Annotated in this window: 13 protein-coding genes; 6 read left to right on the top strand and 7 right to left on the bottom strand. The window is 63.8% G+C overall.

What is annotated here, in order from left to right; all coding sequences use genetic code 11:
• Position 1: 1 nt before the first annotated feature.
• Entirely contained in the window at positions 2–493 is a 492-nt protein-coding gene (gene lptE, locus NKF27_RS12195) for an LPS assembly lipoprotein LptE (protein ID WP_253551926.1), read from the bottom strand.
• 109 nt (positions 494–602) lie between these two features.
• Positions 603–3179: a leucine--tRNA ligase gene (gene leuS / locus NKF27_RS12190; RefSeq protein ID WP_253551923.1), complete on the bottom strand. Its 2577-nt coding sequence runs from the start codon at positions 3177–3179 to the stop codon at positions 603–605.
• Positions 3180–3410: 231 nt separating this feature from the next.
• Between leuS and NKF27_RS12185 the strand changes: the two genes are divergently transcribed.
• Positions 3411–3923: a zinc ribbon-containing protein gene (locus NKF27_RS12185; RefSeq protein WP_045992653.1), complete on the top strand. Its 513-nt coding sequence runs from the start codon at positions 3411–3413 to the stop codon at positions 3921–3923.
• Between the two features lie 56 nt (positions 3924–3979).
• On the opposite strand, the gene NKF27_RS12180 is transcribed toward NKF27_RS12185, so the two are convergent.
• Positions 3980–5296: a hypothetical protein gene (locus NKF27_RS12180; RefSeq protein WP_253028631.1), complete on the bottom strand. Its 1317-nt coding sequence runs from the start codon at positions 5294–5296 to the stop codon at positions 3980–3982.
• 33 nt (positions 5297–5329) lie between these two features.
• Entirely contained in the window at positions 5330–6235 is a 906-nt protein-coding gene (locus NKF27_RS12175) for a LysR family transcriptional regulator (RefSeq protein WP_253551921.1), read from the bottom strand.
• Positions 6236–6500: 265 nt separating this feature from the next.
• Between NKF27_RS12175 and leuC the strand changes: the two genes are divergently transcribed.
• From leuC to NKF27_RS12150, 5 genes are all read left to right on the top strand, one after another.
• The gene (gene leuC, locus NKF27_RS12170; RefSeq protein ID WP_253551910.1) at positions 6501–7946 is read left to right on the top strand and encodes a 3-isopropylmalate dehydratase large subunit; all 1446 of its coding nucleotides are present in this window, start codon (positions 6501–6503) and stop codon (positions 7944–7946) included.
• Between the two features lie 3 nt (positions 7947–7949).
• On the top strand, positions 7950–8603 hold the full coding sequence (gene leuD / locus NKF27_RS12165; RefSeq protein ID WP_045992650.1) for a 3-isopropylmalate dehydratase small subunit: 654 nt from the start codon (positions 7950–7952) through the stop codon (positions 8601–8603).
• 94 nt (positions 8604–8697) lie between these two features.
• Positions 8698–9768 carry a 3-isopropylmalate dehydrogenase gene (gene leuB / locus NKF27_RS12160; protein WP_253551898.1) on the top strand — a complete coding sequence of 357 codons (1071 nt, stop codon included), beginning with the start codon at positions 8698–8700 and terminating at the stop codon, positions 9766–9768.
• A 127-nt stretch (positions 9769–9895) separates the two neighbouring features.
• Entirely contained in the window at positions 9896–11008 is a 1113-nt protein-coding gene (gene asd / locus NKF27_RS12155; protein ID WP_045992648.1) for an aspartate-semialdehyde dehydrogenase, read from the top strand.
• A gap of 207 nt (positions 11009–11215) precedes the next feature.
• Positions 11216–11800, top strand: a complete 585-nt coding sequence (locus NKF27_RS12150) for a uracil-DNA glycosylase (RefSeq protein WP_253551895.1) — start codon at positions 11216–11218, stop codon at positions 11798–11800.
• Positions 11801–11809: 9 nt separating this feature from the next.
• Here NKF27_RS12150 and NKF27_RS12145 read toward each other — a convergent pair whose 3' ends face one another.
• The 3 genes from NKF27_RS12145 to NKF27_RS12130 form a co-directional block, all read right to left on the bottom strand.
• On the bottom strand, positions 11810–13576 hold the full coding sequence (locus NKF27_RS12145; RefSeq protein WP_253551893.1) for a cadherin-like domain-containing protein: 1767 nt from the start codon (positions 13574–13576) through the stop codon (positions 11810–11812).
• Between the two features lie 484 nt (positions 13577–14060).
• On the bottom strand, positions 14061–14813 hold the full coding sequence (locus NKF27_RS21175) for a type I secretion C-terminal target domain-containing protein (protein WP_301271158.1): 753 nt from the start codon (positions 14811–14813) through the stop codon (positions 14061–14063).
• Positions 14814–14891: 78 nt separating this feature from the next.
• On the bottom strand, positions 14892–18920 hold the full coding sequence (locus NKF27_RS12130) for a tandem-95 repeat protein (RefSeq protein ID WP_253551891.1): 4029 nt from the start codon (positions 18918–18920) through the stop codon (positions 14892–14894).
• Positions 18921–19118: the final 198 nt, after the last annotated feature.

Genomic DNA, 19118 nt, shown 5'->3' with positions numbered 1-19118 from the left:
ATCAGGCTTCCTCGATGGCGCGCAGTCGGTCGATCATCTGGCGTACGGCCTCGCGGCGGGCATTTTCCAGGGCATCCGTGCGCAGCTCATCCTGGGACAGCAGGTTGTCGTCGGTGATCGAGAACTCCTCGAGCACCTCCACCGCCTGGCGATCGGCCAGGTAGGCGCCATCGCTTGCACGCTGGATCGAGTAGGGAATCCGCAGCACCAGTTGCTGGTCCTGAGAGCCGGTATCGAGCACGCCGACCTGACGGATGCTGACGTCTTCGCCACCCAGGTTGAGACGCAGCGACGCCGTCTCGTCGACGCGGGTGCCGAGGCTTTCCAGACGCTTGGTCAACTGCTCGGCGAAGGGGGTGTCGGCACCGTCGAGCGCCAGGCTGTCCAGGGACAGCACCTCGCCGCCGACGCCGCGCAGGTGGAAGCCGCAGCCCGCGAGCAGCAGGGCGGCGCCGGAGGCCAGGGTCAGACCAAGGAAGTGACGACGCTGCATGGGAACTCCTTGTCCAGCGTGAGGGAAAAACCGAAGGCACAGCCTTCGGCATCATGTCCTGGTATCACCGACAGTCTGACGCGGCGGGCGAGACGCCCGCCGCGAGCTGTCAGTTGGCGACGATGTTGACCAGCTTGCCCGGCACAACGATCACCTTGCGCAGGGTCTTGCCGTCGGTATGGCGCTGGACGTTGTCGTTGGCCAATGCCAGCGCTTCGACGGCGGCCTTGTCGGCGTCGGCGGGCACCTCGAGGCGCGCGCGCAGCTTGCCGTTGACCTGCACCACCAGCTCGATGCTGTCGCGCGCCAGGGCGCTTTCGTCGAACGCCGGCCAGGTGGCATCGATGACCGCGCCGTCATGGCCCAGTGAGCGCCACAGTGCGTGGCAGGCGTGGGGCGTGATCGGTGCCAGCAGCAGCACGCAGGCCTCGATCGCCTCGCGGCTGACTGCCAGGCCCTGAGGGCTGGTATCGCCGAACTTGGCGATGGCGTTGGTCAGCTCCATCACCGCGGCGATGGCGGTATTGAAGGTGGTGCGGCGGCCGATGTCGTCGCCGGCCTTCTTGATCGTCTCGTGGGTCTTGCGGCGCAGTTCGCGCTGGGCGTCGTCGAGCGAGGCGATGGCGGCGGCATCCAGCGCTGCCGGCGTACCGGCCTCCAGATGCTCGGCGACCAGACGCCACAGCCGCTTGAGGAAGCGGTGGGCGCCCTCGACGCCGGAGTCGGACCACTCCAGTGACTGCTCCGGGGGGGCGGCGAACATCATGAACAGGCGCACGGTGTCGGCACCGAAGCGATCGATCATGGCCTGGGGGTCGACGCCGTTGTTCTTGGACTTCGACATCTTCTCGATGCCGCCCATCTCCACCGGCTGGCCATCGCTGATCAGGGTGGCGCTGAGCGGGCGTCCCTTGTCGTCACGCTTGACCTCGACGTCGGCGGGGTTGAACCACTCCTTGCCGCCGTTGGCCTCGGGGCGGTAGAAGGTCTCGGCGATCACCATGCCCTGGGTCAGCAGGCGCTGGAACGGCTCGTCGGAGTCGACCAGGCCGAAGTCGCGCATCAGCTTGTGGAAGAAGCGGGCGTAGAGCAGGTGGAGGATGGCGTGCTCGATGCCACCGATGTACAGATCCACCGGCAGCCAGTAGTTGGCACGCTCATCCAGCATGGCCTCCGGGTTGTCGGCGCAGCAGAAGCGCGCGTAGTACCAGGAGGACTCCATGAAGGTATCGAAGGTGTCGGTCTCGCGGGTCCAGCCATCGCCCAGATCGCTGAACGCCGGCATCTTCTTGAGCGGCGAGCCGGAAGCGTCCACGCTGACCTCCAGCGGCAGCGCCACCGGCAGCTCGTCGTCGGTGAGCGGCACGGTCTGGCCCTCGGGGCCGTACTTGACCGGAATCGGCGCGCCCCAGTAGCGCTGGCGGGCCACGCCCCAGTCGCGCAGGCGGTAGTTGGTCTTGACCTCGCCGTGGCCGTCGCGCTCGAGGCGGCTGGCGATGGCGTCGAAGGCCGCCTGGAAGTCGAGGCCGTCAAACTCGCCGGAGTTGATCAGGCTGCCGTGCTCGACCCAGGCGCCCTGGGACAGGTCCGGGGCCTGGCCATCGGCGTCGGCGATCACCGCGCGGATCGGGAGTTCATACTTGGTGGCGAACTCCCAGTCACGCTGGTCGTGGCCGGGCACCGCCATCACCGCACCGGTGCCGTATTCCATCAGCACGAAGTTGGCGACATACACCGGCACACGGTCGCCGGTCAGCGGGTGGATGGCCTCGAAGCCGGTGGCCATGCCGCGTTTTTCCATGGTCGCAAGCTCGGCTTCCGAGGTGCCGCCGTGGGAGCACTCCTCGAGGAAGGCGGCGAGTTCGGGCTTGCCCTCGGCGGCCTTGATCGCCAGCGGGTGGCCGGCGGCCACCGCCACGTAGGTCACCCCCATCAGGGTGTCGGGGCGGGTGGTGTAGACCCTGAGCGGCTCGTCGCCATCGACGTCGAAGGCCAGCTCGACCCCCTTGGACTTGCCGATCCAGTTGCGCTGCATGGTCTTGACCTGCTCGGGCCACTCGACCTTGTCCAGATCCGCCAGCAGCTCATCGGCGTAGTCGGTGATCTTCAGGAACCACAGCGGGATTTCCTTGCGCTCCACCGGCGCACCGGAGCGCCAGCCACAGCCGTCGATGACCTGCTCGTTGGCCAGTACGGTCTGATCCACCGGGTCCCAGTTGACGGTGGACATCTTCTTGTAGACCAGGCCTTTTTCCACCAGCTTGGTGAAGAACCACTGCTCCCAGCGGTAATAGTCGCTGTCGCAGGTGGCGAACTCACGATCCCAGTCATAGGCAAAGCCCAGCGCCTTGAGCTGGGCACGCATGTAGTCGATGTTCTCGTAGGTCCACTTGGCCGGCGGTACCTGGTTCTTGATCGCGGCGTTTTCCGCCGGCATGCCGAAAGCGTCCCAGCCCATCGGCTGCATCACGTTCTTGCCCTGCATGCGCTGGAAGCGGCTGACCACGTCGCCGATGGTGTAGTTGCGTACATGCCCCATGTGCAGCTTGCCGCTGGGGTAGGGGAACATCGACAGGCAGTAGAATTTCTCGCGATCCTGATCCTCAATCGCCTTGAAACACTGGTTTTCATTCCAGAACTGCTGGGCGTCGTGTTCGATTTCGTGGGGCTTGTACTGGGCGTCCATCGCGGTCTTCGAGTACCTTGCAATCAAGGCGCGCCCAAGGCGGCGCGCAGGGTATGGGTATCGTCCGGCGGCAGGGTTGTGCAGAATCAAGGTTGATGCGGCCCTGTCACCGGCGCGGCAATGATGCCCGCAAGGATACCCCAGCAGCCCGGGGTCCGGCTATGGTGGGCCGCCAGTGTTCCGTTCGGGTTACCCCGAGCGGTCCTTGTCTGCATCAAGGAGGACACCGTCATGAGTGATCAACATTCTTCGTCCGGCGAACATCGTCTGCGCGACGGCTATGAGCGGGTACTGGCCCGGCTCAAGGAAGGGGCCGAGGACCTCACCTGGGACAATCTGCAGAAGGATCTCGACGACGCCGTGGAGTTCGAGGCGGAGCTCGAGGAGTACACCAAGGACGAACTGGCGCTGCTGAGGGCCTGGGTCGAGCGTGATCTCAAGGACATGCGCCGCTACCTGGCTGCCGGCGGCGAGGGCGTGGCCAGCTGGCTCGGCATCGACCTGACCATCCTGTCGCGCAAGGTGGTCGACTCGCTCTTGTCGATCGCCGATCGCAGCGTGATCGAGCGCGAGCAGCTCGAGGACGACCTTGAGGCCTCCCGTGCCGACTACACCGCCGGCGAACTGGCGGCGCCGGGACGCATGTCCTGCGTGCACTGCGACGCCGTGGTCGAATTGCACGGGGTCAAGCGCATCGAGCCCTGCCATCAATGCGGCCATCGCTACTTTGGACGTGTCGGCTGACGTCCGCCGACCGCGCCGTCGGCGCAATATCAGGTGGCAATCGTCTGGCGTGCGGCTCAGGCCGAGACGGCCTGGGCCAGGCAGGCGATCGCCACCAGCACCAGCGCCGACATGACCAGAGCGTAGTGTAGATTGTGCTTCATCATGCGATAGCCACTGATCCCGTAGCGCCCCTGCAGTGACAGGTTGATGCCCGACAGCGGGCCGACGGCGGTGCCCACGCCCCAGGACGCCAGGGCGACGAAACCGAACAGGGTCTGGTGGGGGCCATCCAGATCCAGCATCGAGGCCAGCACCGAGATGCCGATGATCGGGTGCAAGCCGGCAATGGCGCTGGCGACGATGGCCACATAACTCAGCATGGCAGGCCCCACGCCAAAGTCGGCAAACAGCGTCCAGTCACCGTTGGTGGCGGCGGCGACCAGGATCGAGAGTCCCTTGGTCAGAAGTCCCGCACACAGAAACAGGGTGATTTCGCCGCGCATGCCCGGCAGTCGGTAGTGAAGGTGACGAACAAGGCGTTCTCGGGTCGCTGCAGCGCCCCTGGCCAGGTTGGCGGCCAGCGCCAGTGTCGGCATCAGGAAGGTGATGATGCTGACGATGGTCAGAGACGGTGTAATGACGTAGTGAAACACCATCACCAGCCCGGCCACGCTGGCCGGCATCAGCAGACTGCGGGGGGACAGTGAAAAGCCAGGGACCTCGCTGACGTCGAAGCGGCGTGACAGTTCGAACACGCTGTAGAGGCCTCCGGCAAAGGCCAGCGGCAGTCCGGCGGCCAGCACCGTGGTGTATTCAAGCGATGGAGCCAGGGAGACCGCCACGCCCATGGCGGCGAAGAACGGCGACCACATGGCGGCGCTGGAAAGCCCTCGGTTGAGCCCCAGTAGTTGAACGTCGAGCAGACGACCGCGGCGTTCCAGGCGATCGCCGACCATGAAGACCGCGGACAGGTTGAGGATGGCCCCGAGCAGCTGCACCCCCAGCCAGGTCCCGGCCAGACCTCGGCGCCCGGTCACCGGTTCGCTGTTCGGTGGTCCCTCCGAGGGGCGCCCGATCAAGGCGATAAAGCTCACCCCTACCAGCATGGCCACCACGAAGGCGTTGCCATCGAGCAAGGTGGTGATGTCGGGGGTGGCGTCGAAGCCCACCACCGCCAACGCCAGAAAGGCAAGCCCCAGCACCGCCAGCACGCCGGCCTGCCACTGATTGCGCCGGGGAATGTCCGGCCACATCAGCAGGCTGGCGGCCCACAAGGGCAGGCTGACGCTCCAGCTCGGCAGCCCGTCGAGGCCCAGGCCCGCGATCTGCGTCAGCAGGCCCGCCAACGTCAGTGCGCCGGCCAGGCGGTGTCGCGGAGGAGGCAGAGGCATGCGAGTCATACAGACGTCCCTGTGGTGGTGCGCTCAAGGCGAGGCGGGGTCTGCCACGGCTTCCTGGTCGAGGCATTCGAGCAGCGAGCGGGCGGCGTTGGACAGGGTGCGGTCGCGGTGCACCAGGTAGCCGAGCGGGCGCTGTATGGCAGGCTCCTCGAGGGCCAGTCGGACCAGTCTTTCGCTGGCGATGTCCCGCTCGACCATGGGGTCGGGCAACAGACTCCAGCCAAGCCCGGCCGAGGCCATCATCTTGAGGGTTTCCAGATAGTTGGTCGACTGTCCCACCCGCGGCGTCAGACCGTGTCTGGCCAGCCGCTCGAGGATCAGCTGGCGGGTGAAGGTCAGTGGGCCCGGCAACAGGGCGTCATGCTCGCACAGGGTCGCCAGGGTTACGCGGCTCTCCCGGGCGAGCGGATGCTCCGGGGCGGCAACGAAGGTCATGTCGTCGACCCACACTCTGGTAGCGCGAAGCTGAGGGTCGGGGTGGGCCGACAGGGTCACCAGGGCCACCTCGATATCGCCGTCCAGCACGCCCTGGTAGGCTTGCTCGGAGTCGAGGAAGCGCAGGTCGAGGCGAACCTCCGGGTAGCGCTTGACGTAGCTGCCCAGCACCGGCGGCAGCCGGTGCAGTCCGATATGATGGCTGGTGGCCAGGGTCAGTTCGCCGCTGACCTCGTCGCTCAGGTTGCTCAGGGCCCGGCGGCTGTCGTCGACCATGACCAGGATCTGGCGAGCCCGCGGCAGCAGCAGCCGTCCGGCTTCGGTCAGACTGACGCGGCGGCCGATACGGTCGAACAGGCGGGCGCGCGTCAGCGCCTCCAGGCTGGCGATACGCTTGCTGACGGCCGGCTGGGTGAGGTGAAGCTGCTCCGCCGCGCGGGAGAAGCTGCCGCTGTCGGCCACGGCGAGAAAGGCCTGCAGGCTCTGGGTATCCATGGCAGTGCTCCCGGGTCGGAGGACGAGGAAAAGTGGCGACGGTTTGCCGGGTAATGATGTATTCCACTTGGGAATCGTTTGAATAAATAACATGAATTGATTTTATTGGCGAGTGGCGCGACACTCGACCTATCCCATCCCCGGGCAAGGCCCGCGGGACCGGCAAACGACCGTTTTCGATCAATCGAGAGGGGCGGCTTCAGAACGACCGACAGGCCCACCGCCAGCGTGGCGCCTGGAGCCAAGCCCCCGGAGGAGACACCGCATGGCAGGCCAGACACTCTACGACAAGTTGTGGCGGCAGCACCTGGTCAAGGAGCGCGATGATGGCACCGCGCTGATCTATATCGATCGTCAACTGCTGCACGAGGTGACCTCGCCCCAGGCCTTTGAAGGTCTGCGTCTGGCCGGGCGCAAGCCGTGGCGGCTGGACGCCAACCTGGCGACCCCGGACCACAACGTGCCGACCACCGTGAAGGAACGTTCCGAGGGCAACAGCGGAATCAAGGATCCGGTATCCTTGATCCAGGTGCAGACGCTTGATGATAACTGCGAGGCCTTCGGCATCGAGGAGTTTCGCATCAATGACCCGCGCCAGGGCATCGTCCACGTGGTCGGCCCCGAGCAGGGTGCGACGCTGCCGGGCATGACCGTGGTGTGTGGTGACTCCCATACCGCTACCCACGGCGCCTTTGCCGCCTTGGCCCATGGCATCGGCACCTCCGAGGTCGAGCACGTGCTGGCCACCCAGTGTCTGTTGGCGCAGAAGATGAAGAACATGCAGGTTCGCGTCGAAGGCGAGCTGGGCGAGGGCGTCACCGCCAAGGACGTTGTATTGGCGATCATCGGCGAGATCGGTACCGCCGGTGGCACCGGCTACGCCATCGAGTTTGCCGGCAGCGCCATCGAGAGCCTGTCGATGGAAGGTCGCATGACGGTGTGCAACATGGCCATCGAGGCCGGAGCCCGGGTCGGCCTGATCGCGGTGGACGACACCACCATCGAGTATCTGGCCGAGCGCCCCTTTGCTCCCAGCGGCGAGCAGTGGGACGCCGCCGTGGCCGACTGGCGCGAGCTGGTCTCCGATGCCGACGCCGTGTTCGACAAGGTGGTGACGCTGGACGCTGCGTCCATCGAGCCTCAGGTCAGCTGGGGCACCAGCCCCGAGATGGTCACCGGTGTCAGCGGTGAGGTCCCGGATCCCGCCGAGGCCGGTGACGACACCGCGCGCACCGGCATCACCCGGGCGCTTGAGTACATGGGGCTGTCACCGCGCCAGAAGATCACCGATATCCGCCTCGACAAGGTGTTCATCGGGTCCTGCACCAACTCACGCATCGAAGATCTGCGTGAGGCGGCCAAGGTGGCCCGTGGTCGCAAGGTCGCCGACAGCATCCAGCTGGCGATGGTCGTCCCGGGCTCCGGTCTGGTGAAGCGTCAGGCCGAGGAGGAAGGGCTCCACAAGGTGTTCATCGAGGCCGGCTTCGAGTGGCGTGAGCCCGGCTGCTCCATGTGTCTGGCGATGAACGCCGACAAGCTCGGTGCCGGCGAGCACTGCGCCTCCACCTCCAACCGCAACTTCGAGGGGCGTCAGGGTTACGGTGGTCGCACCCACCTGGTCAGCCCTGCCATGGCCGCCGCTGCCGCCATCGCCGGCCACTTCGTCGATGTGCGCCAGTTTGATTCCACCACCGCTCGCCAGGAGGCCTGAGCCATGCAAAAGTTCGAACGCCTCGAGGGTCTGGTCGCGCCGATGGATCGGGCCAACGTCGACACCGACCTGATCATTCCCAAGCAGTTTCTGAAGTCGATCAAGCGTACCGGCTTCGGCGTCAACCTGTTCGATGAACTGCGCTACCTCGACGAGGGTCAGCCCGGTCAAGACGTCAGCCAGCGCCCGCTGAACCCGGATTTCGTACTCAATCAGCCGCGTTATCAGGGTGCCCAGGTGCTGCTGGCACGGCGCAACTTCGGCTGCGGCAGTTCCCGTGAGCACGCGCCCTGGGCGCTGGAGGACTTCGGCTTCCGCGCGGTCATCGCGCCGAGTTTCGCCGATATCTTCTACAACAACGCCTTCAAGAACGGCATCCTGCTGATTACTCTCCCCGAAGAGCAGGTCGACCGGCTGTTCGCCGAGGTCGAGGCCAACGAGGGCTACCGTCTCGATATCGATCTCGAGCACCAGCGTGTGGTGACCCCCGGCGGCGAGATCCTCGAGTTCGAGGTGGACGCCTTCCGCAAGCACTGCCTGCTTGAAGGCCTCGACGATATCGGCATCACCCTCAAGGACGAGGCCGCCATCGCCGATTTCGAGGCGCGTCATCGCACCGCTCGCCCTTGGCTGTTCCGCGAGCCGGCCAAGGCGTAGACCTGTCTGTCATCGACAGCTGGCCCCGCCCGATGGCGGGGCCTACGATTCTCTCGATCTTCATCTTTCTGCCAGCTTTCAGGAACCCCATCTCATGACCCGCAAGATTCTTGTCCTTCCCGGTGACGGCATCGGCCCCGAGATCACCGCCCAGGCCAGCCGCGTGCTCGAGGCGCTCAAGGCCAAGGGGCTCGACGTGGACGTGGAGGAAGCCCTGGTAGGCGGCGGCGCCTATGACGTCCACGGCGTGCCCTTGCCCGAGGAGACCCTGGCCAAGGCGCGTGCGGCGGACGCCATCCTGCTGGGGGCCGTAGGCGGCCCCCAGTGGGACACCATCGAGGACCTTTCCAAGCGACCGGAGAAGGGGCTTCTGGGGCTGCGCAAGGAGCTGGGGCTGTTTGGCAACCTGCGCCCGGCCATCCTGTATCCGCAGCTGGCCGAGGCCTCGACCCTCAAGCCCGAGGTGGTGTCTGGGCTCGATATCATGATCGTGCGCGAGCTGACCGGTGGTATCTACTTCGGCCAGCCCCGCGGCGTCGAGGAGCGTGGCGGTGAGCGCGTCGGCTTCAACACCTACGTCTACAGCGAGAGCGAGATCGAGCGTATCGGCCGGGTGGCCTTCGAGATGGCGCGCAAGCGTGACAAGAAGCTTTGTAGCGTCGACAAGGCCAACGTGCTGGAGGTCACCATCCTGTGGCGCGAGGTGATGGAGCGCCTGTCCGCCGAGTACCCGGACGTGGAACTGTCGCACATGTACGTGGACAACGCCGCCATGCAGCTGGTGCGCGCGCCCAAGCAGTTCGACGTGGTGGTGACCGGCAACATGTTCGGCGACATCTTGTCCGACGCCGCCGCCATGTTGACCGGCTCCATCGGCATGCTGCCGTCGGCCTCGCTCAATGAAAGCGGCCAGGGCATGTACGAGCCTTGCCACGGCAGCGCCCCGGATATCGCTGGCCAGGGTGTCGCCAATCCGCTGGCCACCATCCTCTCGGTGGCGATGATGCTGCGCTATTCGCTCAACGAGCCTGCCATGGCCGAGCGCATCGAGGCTGCGGTGGGCAAGGTACTGGATCAGGGCCTGCGCACCGCCGACATCGCCTATCCAGGCACTCGCCAGGTGTCCACCAGTGAGATGGGGGATGCGGTGCTGGCGGCGCTTTAACACCTTTGTTAATGGGGCTGGCGCCCGGCAATCGGGCGTCGCCCATCCTGACTGTGCCGGTGGCATCTGAAAGGTGCTGCCGGTTTCTGTATAATGATTGCCTCACTCGATTTCTGGAGGACTTCACATGTTGAAAGTCGGTTTCGTCGGTTGGCGTGGCATGGTGGGTTCCGTGCTCATGCAGCGGATGGTGGAAGATGGAGATTTCAACGGCATCGAGCCGGTCTTCTTCACCACCTCCCAGGTCGGTCAGGCCGGCCCCGACGTGGGTGTGGACGTGCCTCCGCTGAAGGACGCCTTCGACATCGAGGCGCTCAAGGCGCTGGACGTGATCATCACCTGCCAGGGCGGCGACTACACCAAGAAGGTCTATGAAGACCTGCGCGGTGCCGGCTGGAAGGGCTACTGGATCGACGCTGCCAGCACCCTGCGCATGAGCGATGACGCCACCATCGTGCTCGACCCGGTCAACCGCAAGGTGATCGACGCTCAGCTCGACGCCGGTGCGCGCACCTTCGTCGGCGGCAACTGCACCGTCAGCCTGATGCTGATGGGCCTCGGCGGGTTGTTCGAGGCGGACATGATCGAGTGGATGACCTCCATGACGTATCAGGCCGCATCCGGTTCCGGCGCCAAGCACATGCGCGAGCTGCTCAACCAGATGGGCGGCCTGCGTGACAGCGTGGCAAGCGAGCTCAAGGATCCGGCCAGCGCCATCCTCGACATCGACCGCAAGGTCACCGAGGCGATGCGTACTGGCGCCATCCCCACCGACAACTTCGGTGCGCCGCTCGCCGGCAGCCTGCTGCCATGGATCGATTCCAAGCTGGATAACGGTCAGAGCCGCGAGGAATGGAAGGGCTACGTCGAGACCAACAAGATTCTCGGTCGCCAGGACAGCCCGGTCCCCATCGACGGTCTATGCGTGCGTATCGGCGCCATGCGCTCTCACAGTCAGGCGTTCACCATCAAGCTCAAGCAGGACGTGCCGCTCGACGAGATCGAGGAGCGTATCGCCAGCCACAATGAGTGGGTCAAGGTCATCCCCAATGACAAGGACGCCACCATCGATGGGCTGACGCCGACCGCCGCCACCGGCACCCTGAGCATCCCGGTGGGTCGTCTGCGCAAGCTGAACATGGGTGGTGAGTACCTCAGCGCCTTCAGCGTCGGTGACCAGCTTTTGTGGGGCGCCGCCGAGCCGCTCAAGCGCATGCTCAAGGTACTGCGCGAGCGCTAAGGCAAAGCACTATCGGTTCGTCGGGGCGCCTTTTGGGCGCCCCGACGTCGTTCAGGGCCTCTGATGTGCGGGCCCATCGCGTTGTTTACATGATCGATCAGCAGCGGAGCAGGGCGCTTGGGCAAGACCACCGTTCGTTCATTCGTCAGGCGATTGCGCAGGCGGCCAGACGGGCCAGACGTTGCCAATCCCTGGCGCAAGAAACCATTGGCCGACAACCTGACGGCCTATCTCGAGCTGATGCTGGAACACACCAGGGAAACGACCGCTGCTGGCCGGCCCAGACTGCTGCTGGTGGCCGAAGCACTGGGCTTCAAGGGGGGTGGCGAGACGGGTATCCCGTTGTCGAGTCCAGCACTACTTCGCTCTTGTAAGCATCCCTTTATCGAGACGCTGAGGCCGAACCTCGCCCTGGTGCCGGAGGGCGGCAGCGAAGCCACCGCCACCATCGCCTGGGAGTGCTTCGCTCGTCTTGGGCTGACGCCGCTGGTGTGGAACGCCTTTCCCTTTCACCCCCATCAAATAGCGCGGACGCACAGCAACCGCGCGCCACGCGCAGCAGAGCTGCGCGAAGGCATCGACTGGCTCAGGCGGCTTGATCAGCTGGTCGCTGCCCACTCGACGCCGACGATGGTGGCCGGGGTGGGGCGAAAGGGCACCCTGGCCGCCCAGGCTGCCTTTCCCGAGCGCGAGGTCGGCGCCCTGCGTCACCCTTCCTACGGCGGCAAGGCCGAGTTCGAGCGCGGCCTCGCAAGCCTGGCCGAGGTTCTGAAAGGGGCAGTCGTGCACTGACCGAGGACATCAGAGTACGGGAAGCATCGACGCTTCTCGCAGTTGCTCGAGATGGACGCCTTCGCCGAAGACCACTGCCACAGTGTCTGTTGTATCGAGCTCAGGAGCGGACGCCAAATGGCCTTCAGGCGCGTCACCCACGCCAGGCAGGTCACGGGAGAAGTCGAGCAGTTCCGTCGTCGTCAATGCTCTTGATGCACTCACGTTGACACTCAGCAGGGCATCCACCGCGTCACCATCGCCATCGACGACCCTGTAGTGGATGTCGGCTGTTCCAATGAAGTCACTGAGTGGGGTGAAGATGACGTTGCCGGTCGACTCTGTGGCGATGTTGCCTACCTCCTTGCCACCGCGCACCCAGGCCTCCGTCAATCGGCCGCCCTCGGCGCCGAGGGCGTCGTTGGCCAGCACATTGGTTACCAGTGTCCGTCCCGAGAGGATCACCGCCTGATCGCCGACAAGGTCGGGTCGGTCGTCGTCGACCACAATTGACAACGAACCCGTTGCGCCGCGCCCCTGCTGGTCATGCAAGGTATAGCCCAGAGCTAGTCTTAGGTCGTCCTCGACGAGTGGATTCGTGTGGTCCAGCGGTTGAAACAGCGCGATGGTAAATTCTCCTCGGCTCGCCTGCGTCAATTGGATCGAGATGACAGACTGGGCATCACGAGCTGAACTTCCTTCAAGGATGCGACCATTGTCGCTCAGGCTCCAATTCAGCGGGTGCCCTTGGCTGGCCAGGTTTGGCAGCTGATCGGTATGCCACTCAAAGGACTCGAGTCCTGCGCTGCCGACCGAGTACCCCAAGGAGCCGGTTGTCATGGAGGACACCCGGGCGGCATCGTTGAGCCCGCCGTCGATGCCGCCGGCCAGTCCATCTTCGTCGATGACGGCCTTGACCATGCCGGTGGACGGATCACCATCGGTCGCTGGCGTGGACGGTCCCGTCGTCGCTATCGGGGCGATAATCTCGATTTGCCCTTCGCCCAAGGCGACATCACCGTCACCATCGGTGGTAACGATGGCAAAGTCGAGGCTTGCGTCGGTCTCGGAGTTTTTTGCATGAAATCGCCAGTTCCCGTTCTCGAATACTGTCAAGGTGCCGACCGACGTCGTGATTGGTGTGCCGATAGGGTGATTGCCTGACGTTTCGTTGGCGATCTGAACCGCGGTGCTGCCGTAGCCATCGGCACCCGGCTTCTGGTGCCAGAAACCGGTGATATGGTCTCCGGCATCGACGGCGACCGGTGCATCGACACCGTTTGAGGGAGAGTCGTCGTCGATGATCACTCCCAGTCTCGACGATGCCTTATGTCCTTGACTATCTTCGATAGCGTAGGGAATGGAGAAGGCAAGGTCGTCTTCACCGGTGGTCATGGGGTGGTCGAGTGCGCCGAGAAGGCTGAAACGGTAGGTTCCTCGTTCAAGGTCGGTGAGTGCAAGATGCCAGACGGGCTCGCCCGTCAAGGTTTCTGCCAGCAGAGTCCTGCCGCCATCCGCGATGTGATAGTGGACGGACTGTTGACCCGAAGTCAGGCGCGGTAGGCCGTCGGTGGACCAGGAAAAGGGCGTGGTGGCCGATGGCCCGTGGACGCCGTGGTTGTAGGGCAATCTTCCCTGGTGACTTGACGATGATGCGAGATGATCATTTGGTCCCCCAGCGAGACCACCCCGTATTCCATCTTCATCGACAGTGAGACTGCTGGCGATCTCCCCGAAGGGCACGTAGAAGCTTCCAGGATCTGTCGCCGAATCCCGCTTGCTTGTCTGGTGGTTCATTCAGTCATTCCGTGCGATCCAATAGAGTGGAGACGCATGCTATCCAGAGTTTTATGTATACATATCCGAATTTAGTGAATTTAGTTATGTATTGGTCTGTGCTCTTCTATGATGAGTTTGCAGGTCCGTGAGACATTTCTCACAAAGGGGATCGCTACACTCGTCGGAAGGCCAGTGCGGACGCTGTGGTCAAGGGGATGCGGATCGAAATGTGGAGATTTCTTCAGTGTGCTGTAGGACTCTCTCGTGAAATATCTGACGCTTTTCCTCGTCCGGTTTAAGCCTTTGATAGTGTGACTTTCAGTAAAAGAGCATGGTGCTAGCCTCGTGACGAACCAGTGGCGGCGTCAATCGCCAATCAAAGCCAGGGCTGGCGCTTTGTGGCACAGCAAAAACACCCGGCACAAGGCCGGGTGTGGGGTGTATCTGACCATCACTTTAACCACCTACCATCGGGCGGACGTCAGAGCATGTGCGGCTCGGCTCAACTCACCTCGAGCTGTCCATCTTGTAGTAGTCTGGCGAGGAAGCTGTCACTGGAAGCCCCGCCCATGCTGATACCATTGAGTGTGATTACCTGATCTACACCACTGCCGCTTGCTCCCTCCGATCTTACCGATATGACGGTGCTGCTGCCCCGCTGACTGGCATCGAGGTAGTCCGATACCGTGTCTGAGCGTGCGTTCTCGAGGAGATCAGACAGATCGAGCTTGTCGGCTTCAGCGCCGGTGAAGATGTTACCAAGGGTAAAGTCCTTGATCTCGTCTGTTGCCGGATTGCTGGTGCTGCCGGCGTCCAGCGGTTGGTAGGCAATGGTGTCGGAGCCAAAGCCGGTCCAGATTTCGTCATTGCCGCTGCCGCCGATAAGCAGGTCATCACCCCCGCCGCCGATCAGCACGTCGTTGCCACCGCCGCCTCTTAGCGTATCGTTCCCGCCATCGACACGCTCGGTATCCATCAGTGCCAAGTAGTTGTCCTGCACATAATCGATAATCTCGTCTTCGGTCGGTGCAAGACCGTTGCCGGCAGTATTGGACCACGTCAGAAAGTCGATCAAGCCTCCATAGTTGAGCCCATCATGAGCACCCGCCACGAAGATTTCTCCAGTGTCGCCATTGCGCCAACTCAAGTGATCGGAGTTGACGGTATCACCGAAAATGATATCTGAGCGGCTGTCGCCACTGAGAATATCGGATCCGAGCTCTACCTGTGCCTCGCTCAGGGTTCCTTCAAGCAAGGTATTCTGAAAGTCTGTAGCTGTAAAAACTCGCTCTACCTCCCCAGCCTCATCGGTGATCGTACCGTCCTTGTAGCGTTATGTTCTGGTGCCTATGGGGTCGGTATTATCGAGGAACTGAATTTCCTGGTCGAAATTCCCGGGCTCGCCGATGGAGGTGATCGGCCTGCCGATAGCCACAGCCTCGACTTGCACGGAGTCCTTCATCTCGTCGAAGGCCTCGATGGCCTGGGAAATAGGCATCTTCCGACCAAAATTACCAAAACCAGCAGGGGCCCCGGTGTTGTTGTCCAGCCAGGCCGTTGAAAAGCCATCTGTCATGAGGTAGGCAATATCCTCGGCGTTATTGTTTACCGAATCAAAGTAGTCGGTGCTTTTTCTTAGACCTGATTCAGTATTTGTCCCAAGGGTGAGCGAGATGCGGTCCAGGTAGGAGAATAGCGTGGGTAGGTCGGACGGATCCAAGTCACGCATGTCGATATTGCTACGAGCGTCTGCGTCAAATTCGACAAGATTGAAGTTGACGGTCCCTTCGTAGGTGGTGAGCTCGAAGGCAAAACCCTTGATGGCTTCGATCGCGATTTCAATCCGACTAGGCCCTGGCCCGGTTCTACCTGAGCCATCTGCCTGGTAGCTCATCGTAACCGACGTATCCAGAATCAAAGAGATATTGTAGTCGGCGGTCGTGTCGATGATGACGTCCTTGCCGCCAAGGTCTCCGATCAACACATCATTGCCAGAATTGGTCGAGGCAATGTCATCGTCATTGTCACCGACGAATAGCTCATCTTCGGCTCGTTCCAGGGTGACGCCTATGTTGAGTGAATCGGAACTGGTATCACCATCACCGTCGATGACGTCATAGCGGATGGTGGCGTTGCCGGCAAAGTCCGGGTTGGGGGTGAAGGTCAGGCGGCCATCGGGGCGGGTGCTGACCTGGCCGACACTGCTGCCACCCTGGACCTGGGCACCGTCGAGTTCGCCGCCGTCGGCCCCGAGGCGGTCGTTGTCGAGCACATTGACGGTGATCGGGGTGTCGCTGTCGGTACTGGCGCGATCACTGGCGGTAACCGGACGGTCGTCGTCCACCAGCACACGCAGGTTGCCCGAGGCGCGGTCGCCGTCGCTGTCGGTGATGGTATAGCCGACGTTGAAGTTGATGTCGTCTTCACGGTCGGGGTCGCTGTGATCCAGCGGACGCAGCAGTTCGACACGGTATCGACCGCTGTCGATATCGGTGAGCTCTACCCTGATCACCGTATCGCCACGCATGTTGGACGCCGTCAGGGTGTCGGCGGCGCCATTGAGCGACCAGCGTAGAGTACTGCCTTCCGAAGTCAGCGAGGGCAGGCCATTGGTGGTCCAGCGGAAGCTGCCACGGCCATCGTCGCCGAAGTCGTAGCCGAGGGTGCCGGTGGCGACGGTGGCTTCGCCCGCTATATCGCCGGTGCCGCCGGGGATGCCATCCGGCAGGCCGTCTTCATCGAGCACCGCGAGGGATGGCTCGGTATCGGGGTCGCCGTCGGTTTCCGGAGTGGTGGGGATGTCGTTGCCTTCCTCGACGTAGACCTTGAGGTAGTCGCTGACGCTGTCGCCGTCGCCGTCGACGACGTCATAGCGGATGGTGGCATTGCCGCTGAAGTCGGGGTCGGGGGTAAAGGTCAGGCGGCCATCGGGGCGGGTGCTGACCTGGCCGACACTGCTGCCACCCTGGACCTGGGCGCCGTCGAGTTCGCCGCCGTCGGCCCCGAGGCGATCGTTGTCGAGCACATTGACGGTGATCGGGGTGTCGCTGTCGGTACTGGCGCGATCACTGGCGGTGACCGGACGGTCGTCGTCCACCAGCACACGCAGGTTGCCCGAGGCGCGGTCGCCGTCGCTGTCGGTGATGGTATAGCCGACGTTGAAGTTGATGTCGTCCTCACGGTCGGGATCGCTGTGATCCAGCGGGCGCAGCAGTTCAACGCGGTATCGACCACTGTCGATATCGGTGAGCTCCACCCTGATCACCGTATCGCCGCGCATGTTGGACGCCGTCAGGGTGTCGGCAGCGCCATTGAGCGACCAGCGTAGAGTACTGCCTTCCGAGGTCAGCGAGGGCAGGCCATTGGTGGTCCAGCGGAAGCTGCCACGGCCATCGTCGCCGAAGTCATAGCCGAGGGTGCCGGTGGCGACGGTGGCTTCGCCCGCTATATCGCCGGTGCCGCCGGGGATACCATCCGGCAGTCCATCCTCATCGACGATGGCCTTGGCAGGGTGGGTGTCGGGGTCGCCGTCGGTTTCCGGGGTGGTGGGGATGTCGTTGCCTTCCTCGACGTAGACCTTGAGGTAGTCGCTGACGCTGTCGCCGTCGCCGTCGACGACGTCATAGCGGATGGTGGCGTTGCCGCTGAAGTCGGGGTCGGGGGTAAAGGTCAGGCGGCCATCTGGTCGGGTGCTGACCTGGCCGACACTGCTGCCACCCTGGACCTGGGCACCGTCGAGTTCGCCGCCGTCGGCCCCGAGGCGGTCGTTGTCGAGCACATTGACGGTGATCGGGGTGTCGCTGTCGGTACTGGCGCGATCACTGGCGGTGACCGGACGGTCGTCGTCCACCAGCACACGCAGGTTGCCCGAGGCGCGGTCGCCGTCGCTGTCGGTGATGGTATAACCGACGTTGAAGTTGATGTCGTCTTCACGGTCGGGGTCGCTGTGATCCAGCGGGCGCAGCAGTTCGACGCGGTATCGACCGCTGTCGATATCGGTCAGTTCTACCCTGATCACCGTATCGCCGCGCATGTTGGACGCCGTCAGGGTGTCGGCAGCGCCATTGAGCGACCAGCGTAGAGTACTGCCTTCCGAGGTCAGCGAGGGCAGGCCATTGGTGGTCCAGCGGAAGTTGCCACGGCCATCGTCGCCGAAGTCATAGCCGAGGGTGCCGGTGGCGACGGTGGCTTCGCCGGCTATATCGCCGGTGCCGCCGGGGATACCATCCGGCAGTCCATCCTCGTCGACGATGGCCTTGGCAGGATGGGTGTCGGGGTCGCCGTCGGTCTCCGGGGTGGTGGGGATGTCGTTGCCTTCCTCGACGTAGACCTTGAGGTAGTCGCTGACGCTGTCGCCGTCGCCGTCGACGACGTCATAGCGGATGGTGGCATTGCCGCTGAAGTCGGGGTCGGGGGTAAAGGTCAGGCGGCCATCGGGGCGGGTGCTGACCTGGCCTACACTGCTGCCACCCTGGACCTGGGCGCCGTCGAGTTCGCCGCCGTCGGCCCCGAGGCGATCGTTGTCGAGCACATTGACGGTGATCGGGGTGTCGCTGTCGGTACTGGCGCGATCACTGGCGGTGACCGGACGGTCGTCGTCCACCAGCACACGCAGGTTGCCCGAGGCGCGGTCGCCGTCGCTGTCGGTGATGGTATAGCCGACGTCGAAGTTGATGTCGTCTTCACGGTCGGGATCGCTGTGATCCAGCGGACGCAGCAGTTCGACACGGTATCGACCGCTGTCGATATCGGTCAGTTCCACCCGGATCACCGCGTCGCCGCGTACGGTGGACGCCGTCAGGGTGTCGGCGGCGCCATTGAGCGACCAGCGTAGAGTACTGCCTTCCGAAGTCAGCGAGGGCAGGCCATTGGTGGTCCAGCGGAAGCTGCCACGGCCATCGTCGCCGAAGTCGTAGCCGAGGGTGCCGGTGGCGACGGTGGCTTCGCCCGCTATATCGCCGGTGCCGTCGGGGATACCATCCGGCAACCCATCCTCGTCGACGATGGCCTTGGCAGGATGGGTGTCGGGGTCGCCGTCGGTCTCCGGAGTGGTGGGGATGTCGTTGCCATCCTTGACGTAGACCTTAAGGTAGTCGCTGACGCTGTCGCCGTCACCGTCGATGACGTCATAGCGGATGGTGGCATTGCCGCTGAAGTCGGGATCGGGGGTGAAGGTCAGGCGGCCATCGGGGCGGGTGCTGACCTGGCCGACACTGCTGCCACCCTGGACCTGGGCGCCGTCGAGTTCGCCGCCGTCGGCCCCGAGGCGATCGTTGTCGAGCACATTGACGGTGATCGGGGTGTCGCTGTCGGTACTGGCGCGATCACTGGCGGTGACCGGACGGTCGTCGTCCACCAGCACACGCAGGTTGCCCGAGGCGCGGTCGCCGTCGCTGTCGGTGATGGTATAGCCGACGTCGAAGTTGATGTCGTCCTCACGGTCGGGGTCGCTGTGATCCAGCGGTTTGGCAAGCGCGACCCTATAGGACCCGCTGGCAAGGTCCGTGAGCTGGATGGAGATTACACGCTCCCCGGCTGCATTGTTCCCGATAAGCGATCG

It is taken from the genome of Halomonas sp. DN3 (assembly GCF_024137905.1).
Classification (GTDB): domain Bacteria; phylum Pseudomonadota; class Gammaproteobacteria; order Pseudomonadales; family Halomonadaceae; genus Halomonas; species Halomonas litopenaei.
This window is presented reverse-complemented; position numbering and strand designations above follow the sequence as displayed.

Bases quoted from the DNA above. Each gene is read 5' to 3' on its own strand.
- lptE (WP_253551926.1), bottom strand. From the start codon at position 493: ATGCAGCGTCGTCACTTCCTTGGTCTGACCCTGGCCTCCGGCGCCGCC.
- leuS (WP_253551923.1), bottom strand. From the start codon at position 3,179: ATGGACGCCCAGTACAAGCCCCACGAAATCGAACACGACGCCCAGCAG.
- NKF27_RS12185 (WP_045992653.1), top strand. From the start codon at position 3,411: ATGAGTGATCAACATTCTTCGTCCGGCGAACATCGTCTGCGCGACGGC.
- NKF27_RS12180 (WP_253028631.1), bottom strand. From the start codon at position 5,296: ATGCCTCTGCCTCCTCCGCGACACCGCCTGGCCGGCGCACTGACGTTG.
- NKF27_RS12175 (WP_253551921.1), bottom strand. From the start codon at position 6,235: ATGGATACCCAGAGCCTGCAGGCCTTTCTCGCCGTGGCCGACAGCGGC.
- leuC (WP_253551910.1), top strand. From the start codon at position 6,501: ATGGCAGGCCAGACACTCTACGACAAGTTGTGGCGGCAGCACCTGGTC.
- leuD (WP_045992650.1), top strand. From the start codon at position 7,950: ATGCAAAAGTTCGAACGCCTCGAGGGTCTGGTCGCGCCGATGGATCGG.
- leuB (WP_253551898.1), top strand. From the start codon at position 8,698: ATGACCCGCAAGATTCTTGTCCTTCCCGGTGACGGCATCGGCCCCGAG.
- asd (WP_045992648.1), top strand. From the start codon at position 9,896: ATGTTGAAAGTCGGTTTCGTCGGTTGGCGTGGCATGGTGGGTTCCGTG.
- NKF27_RS12145 (WP_253551893.1), bottom strand. From the start codon at position 13,576: ATGAACCACCAGACAAGCAAGCGGGATTCGGCGACAGATCCTGGAAGC.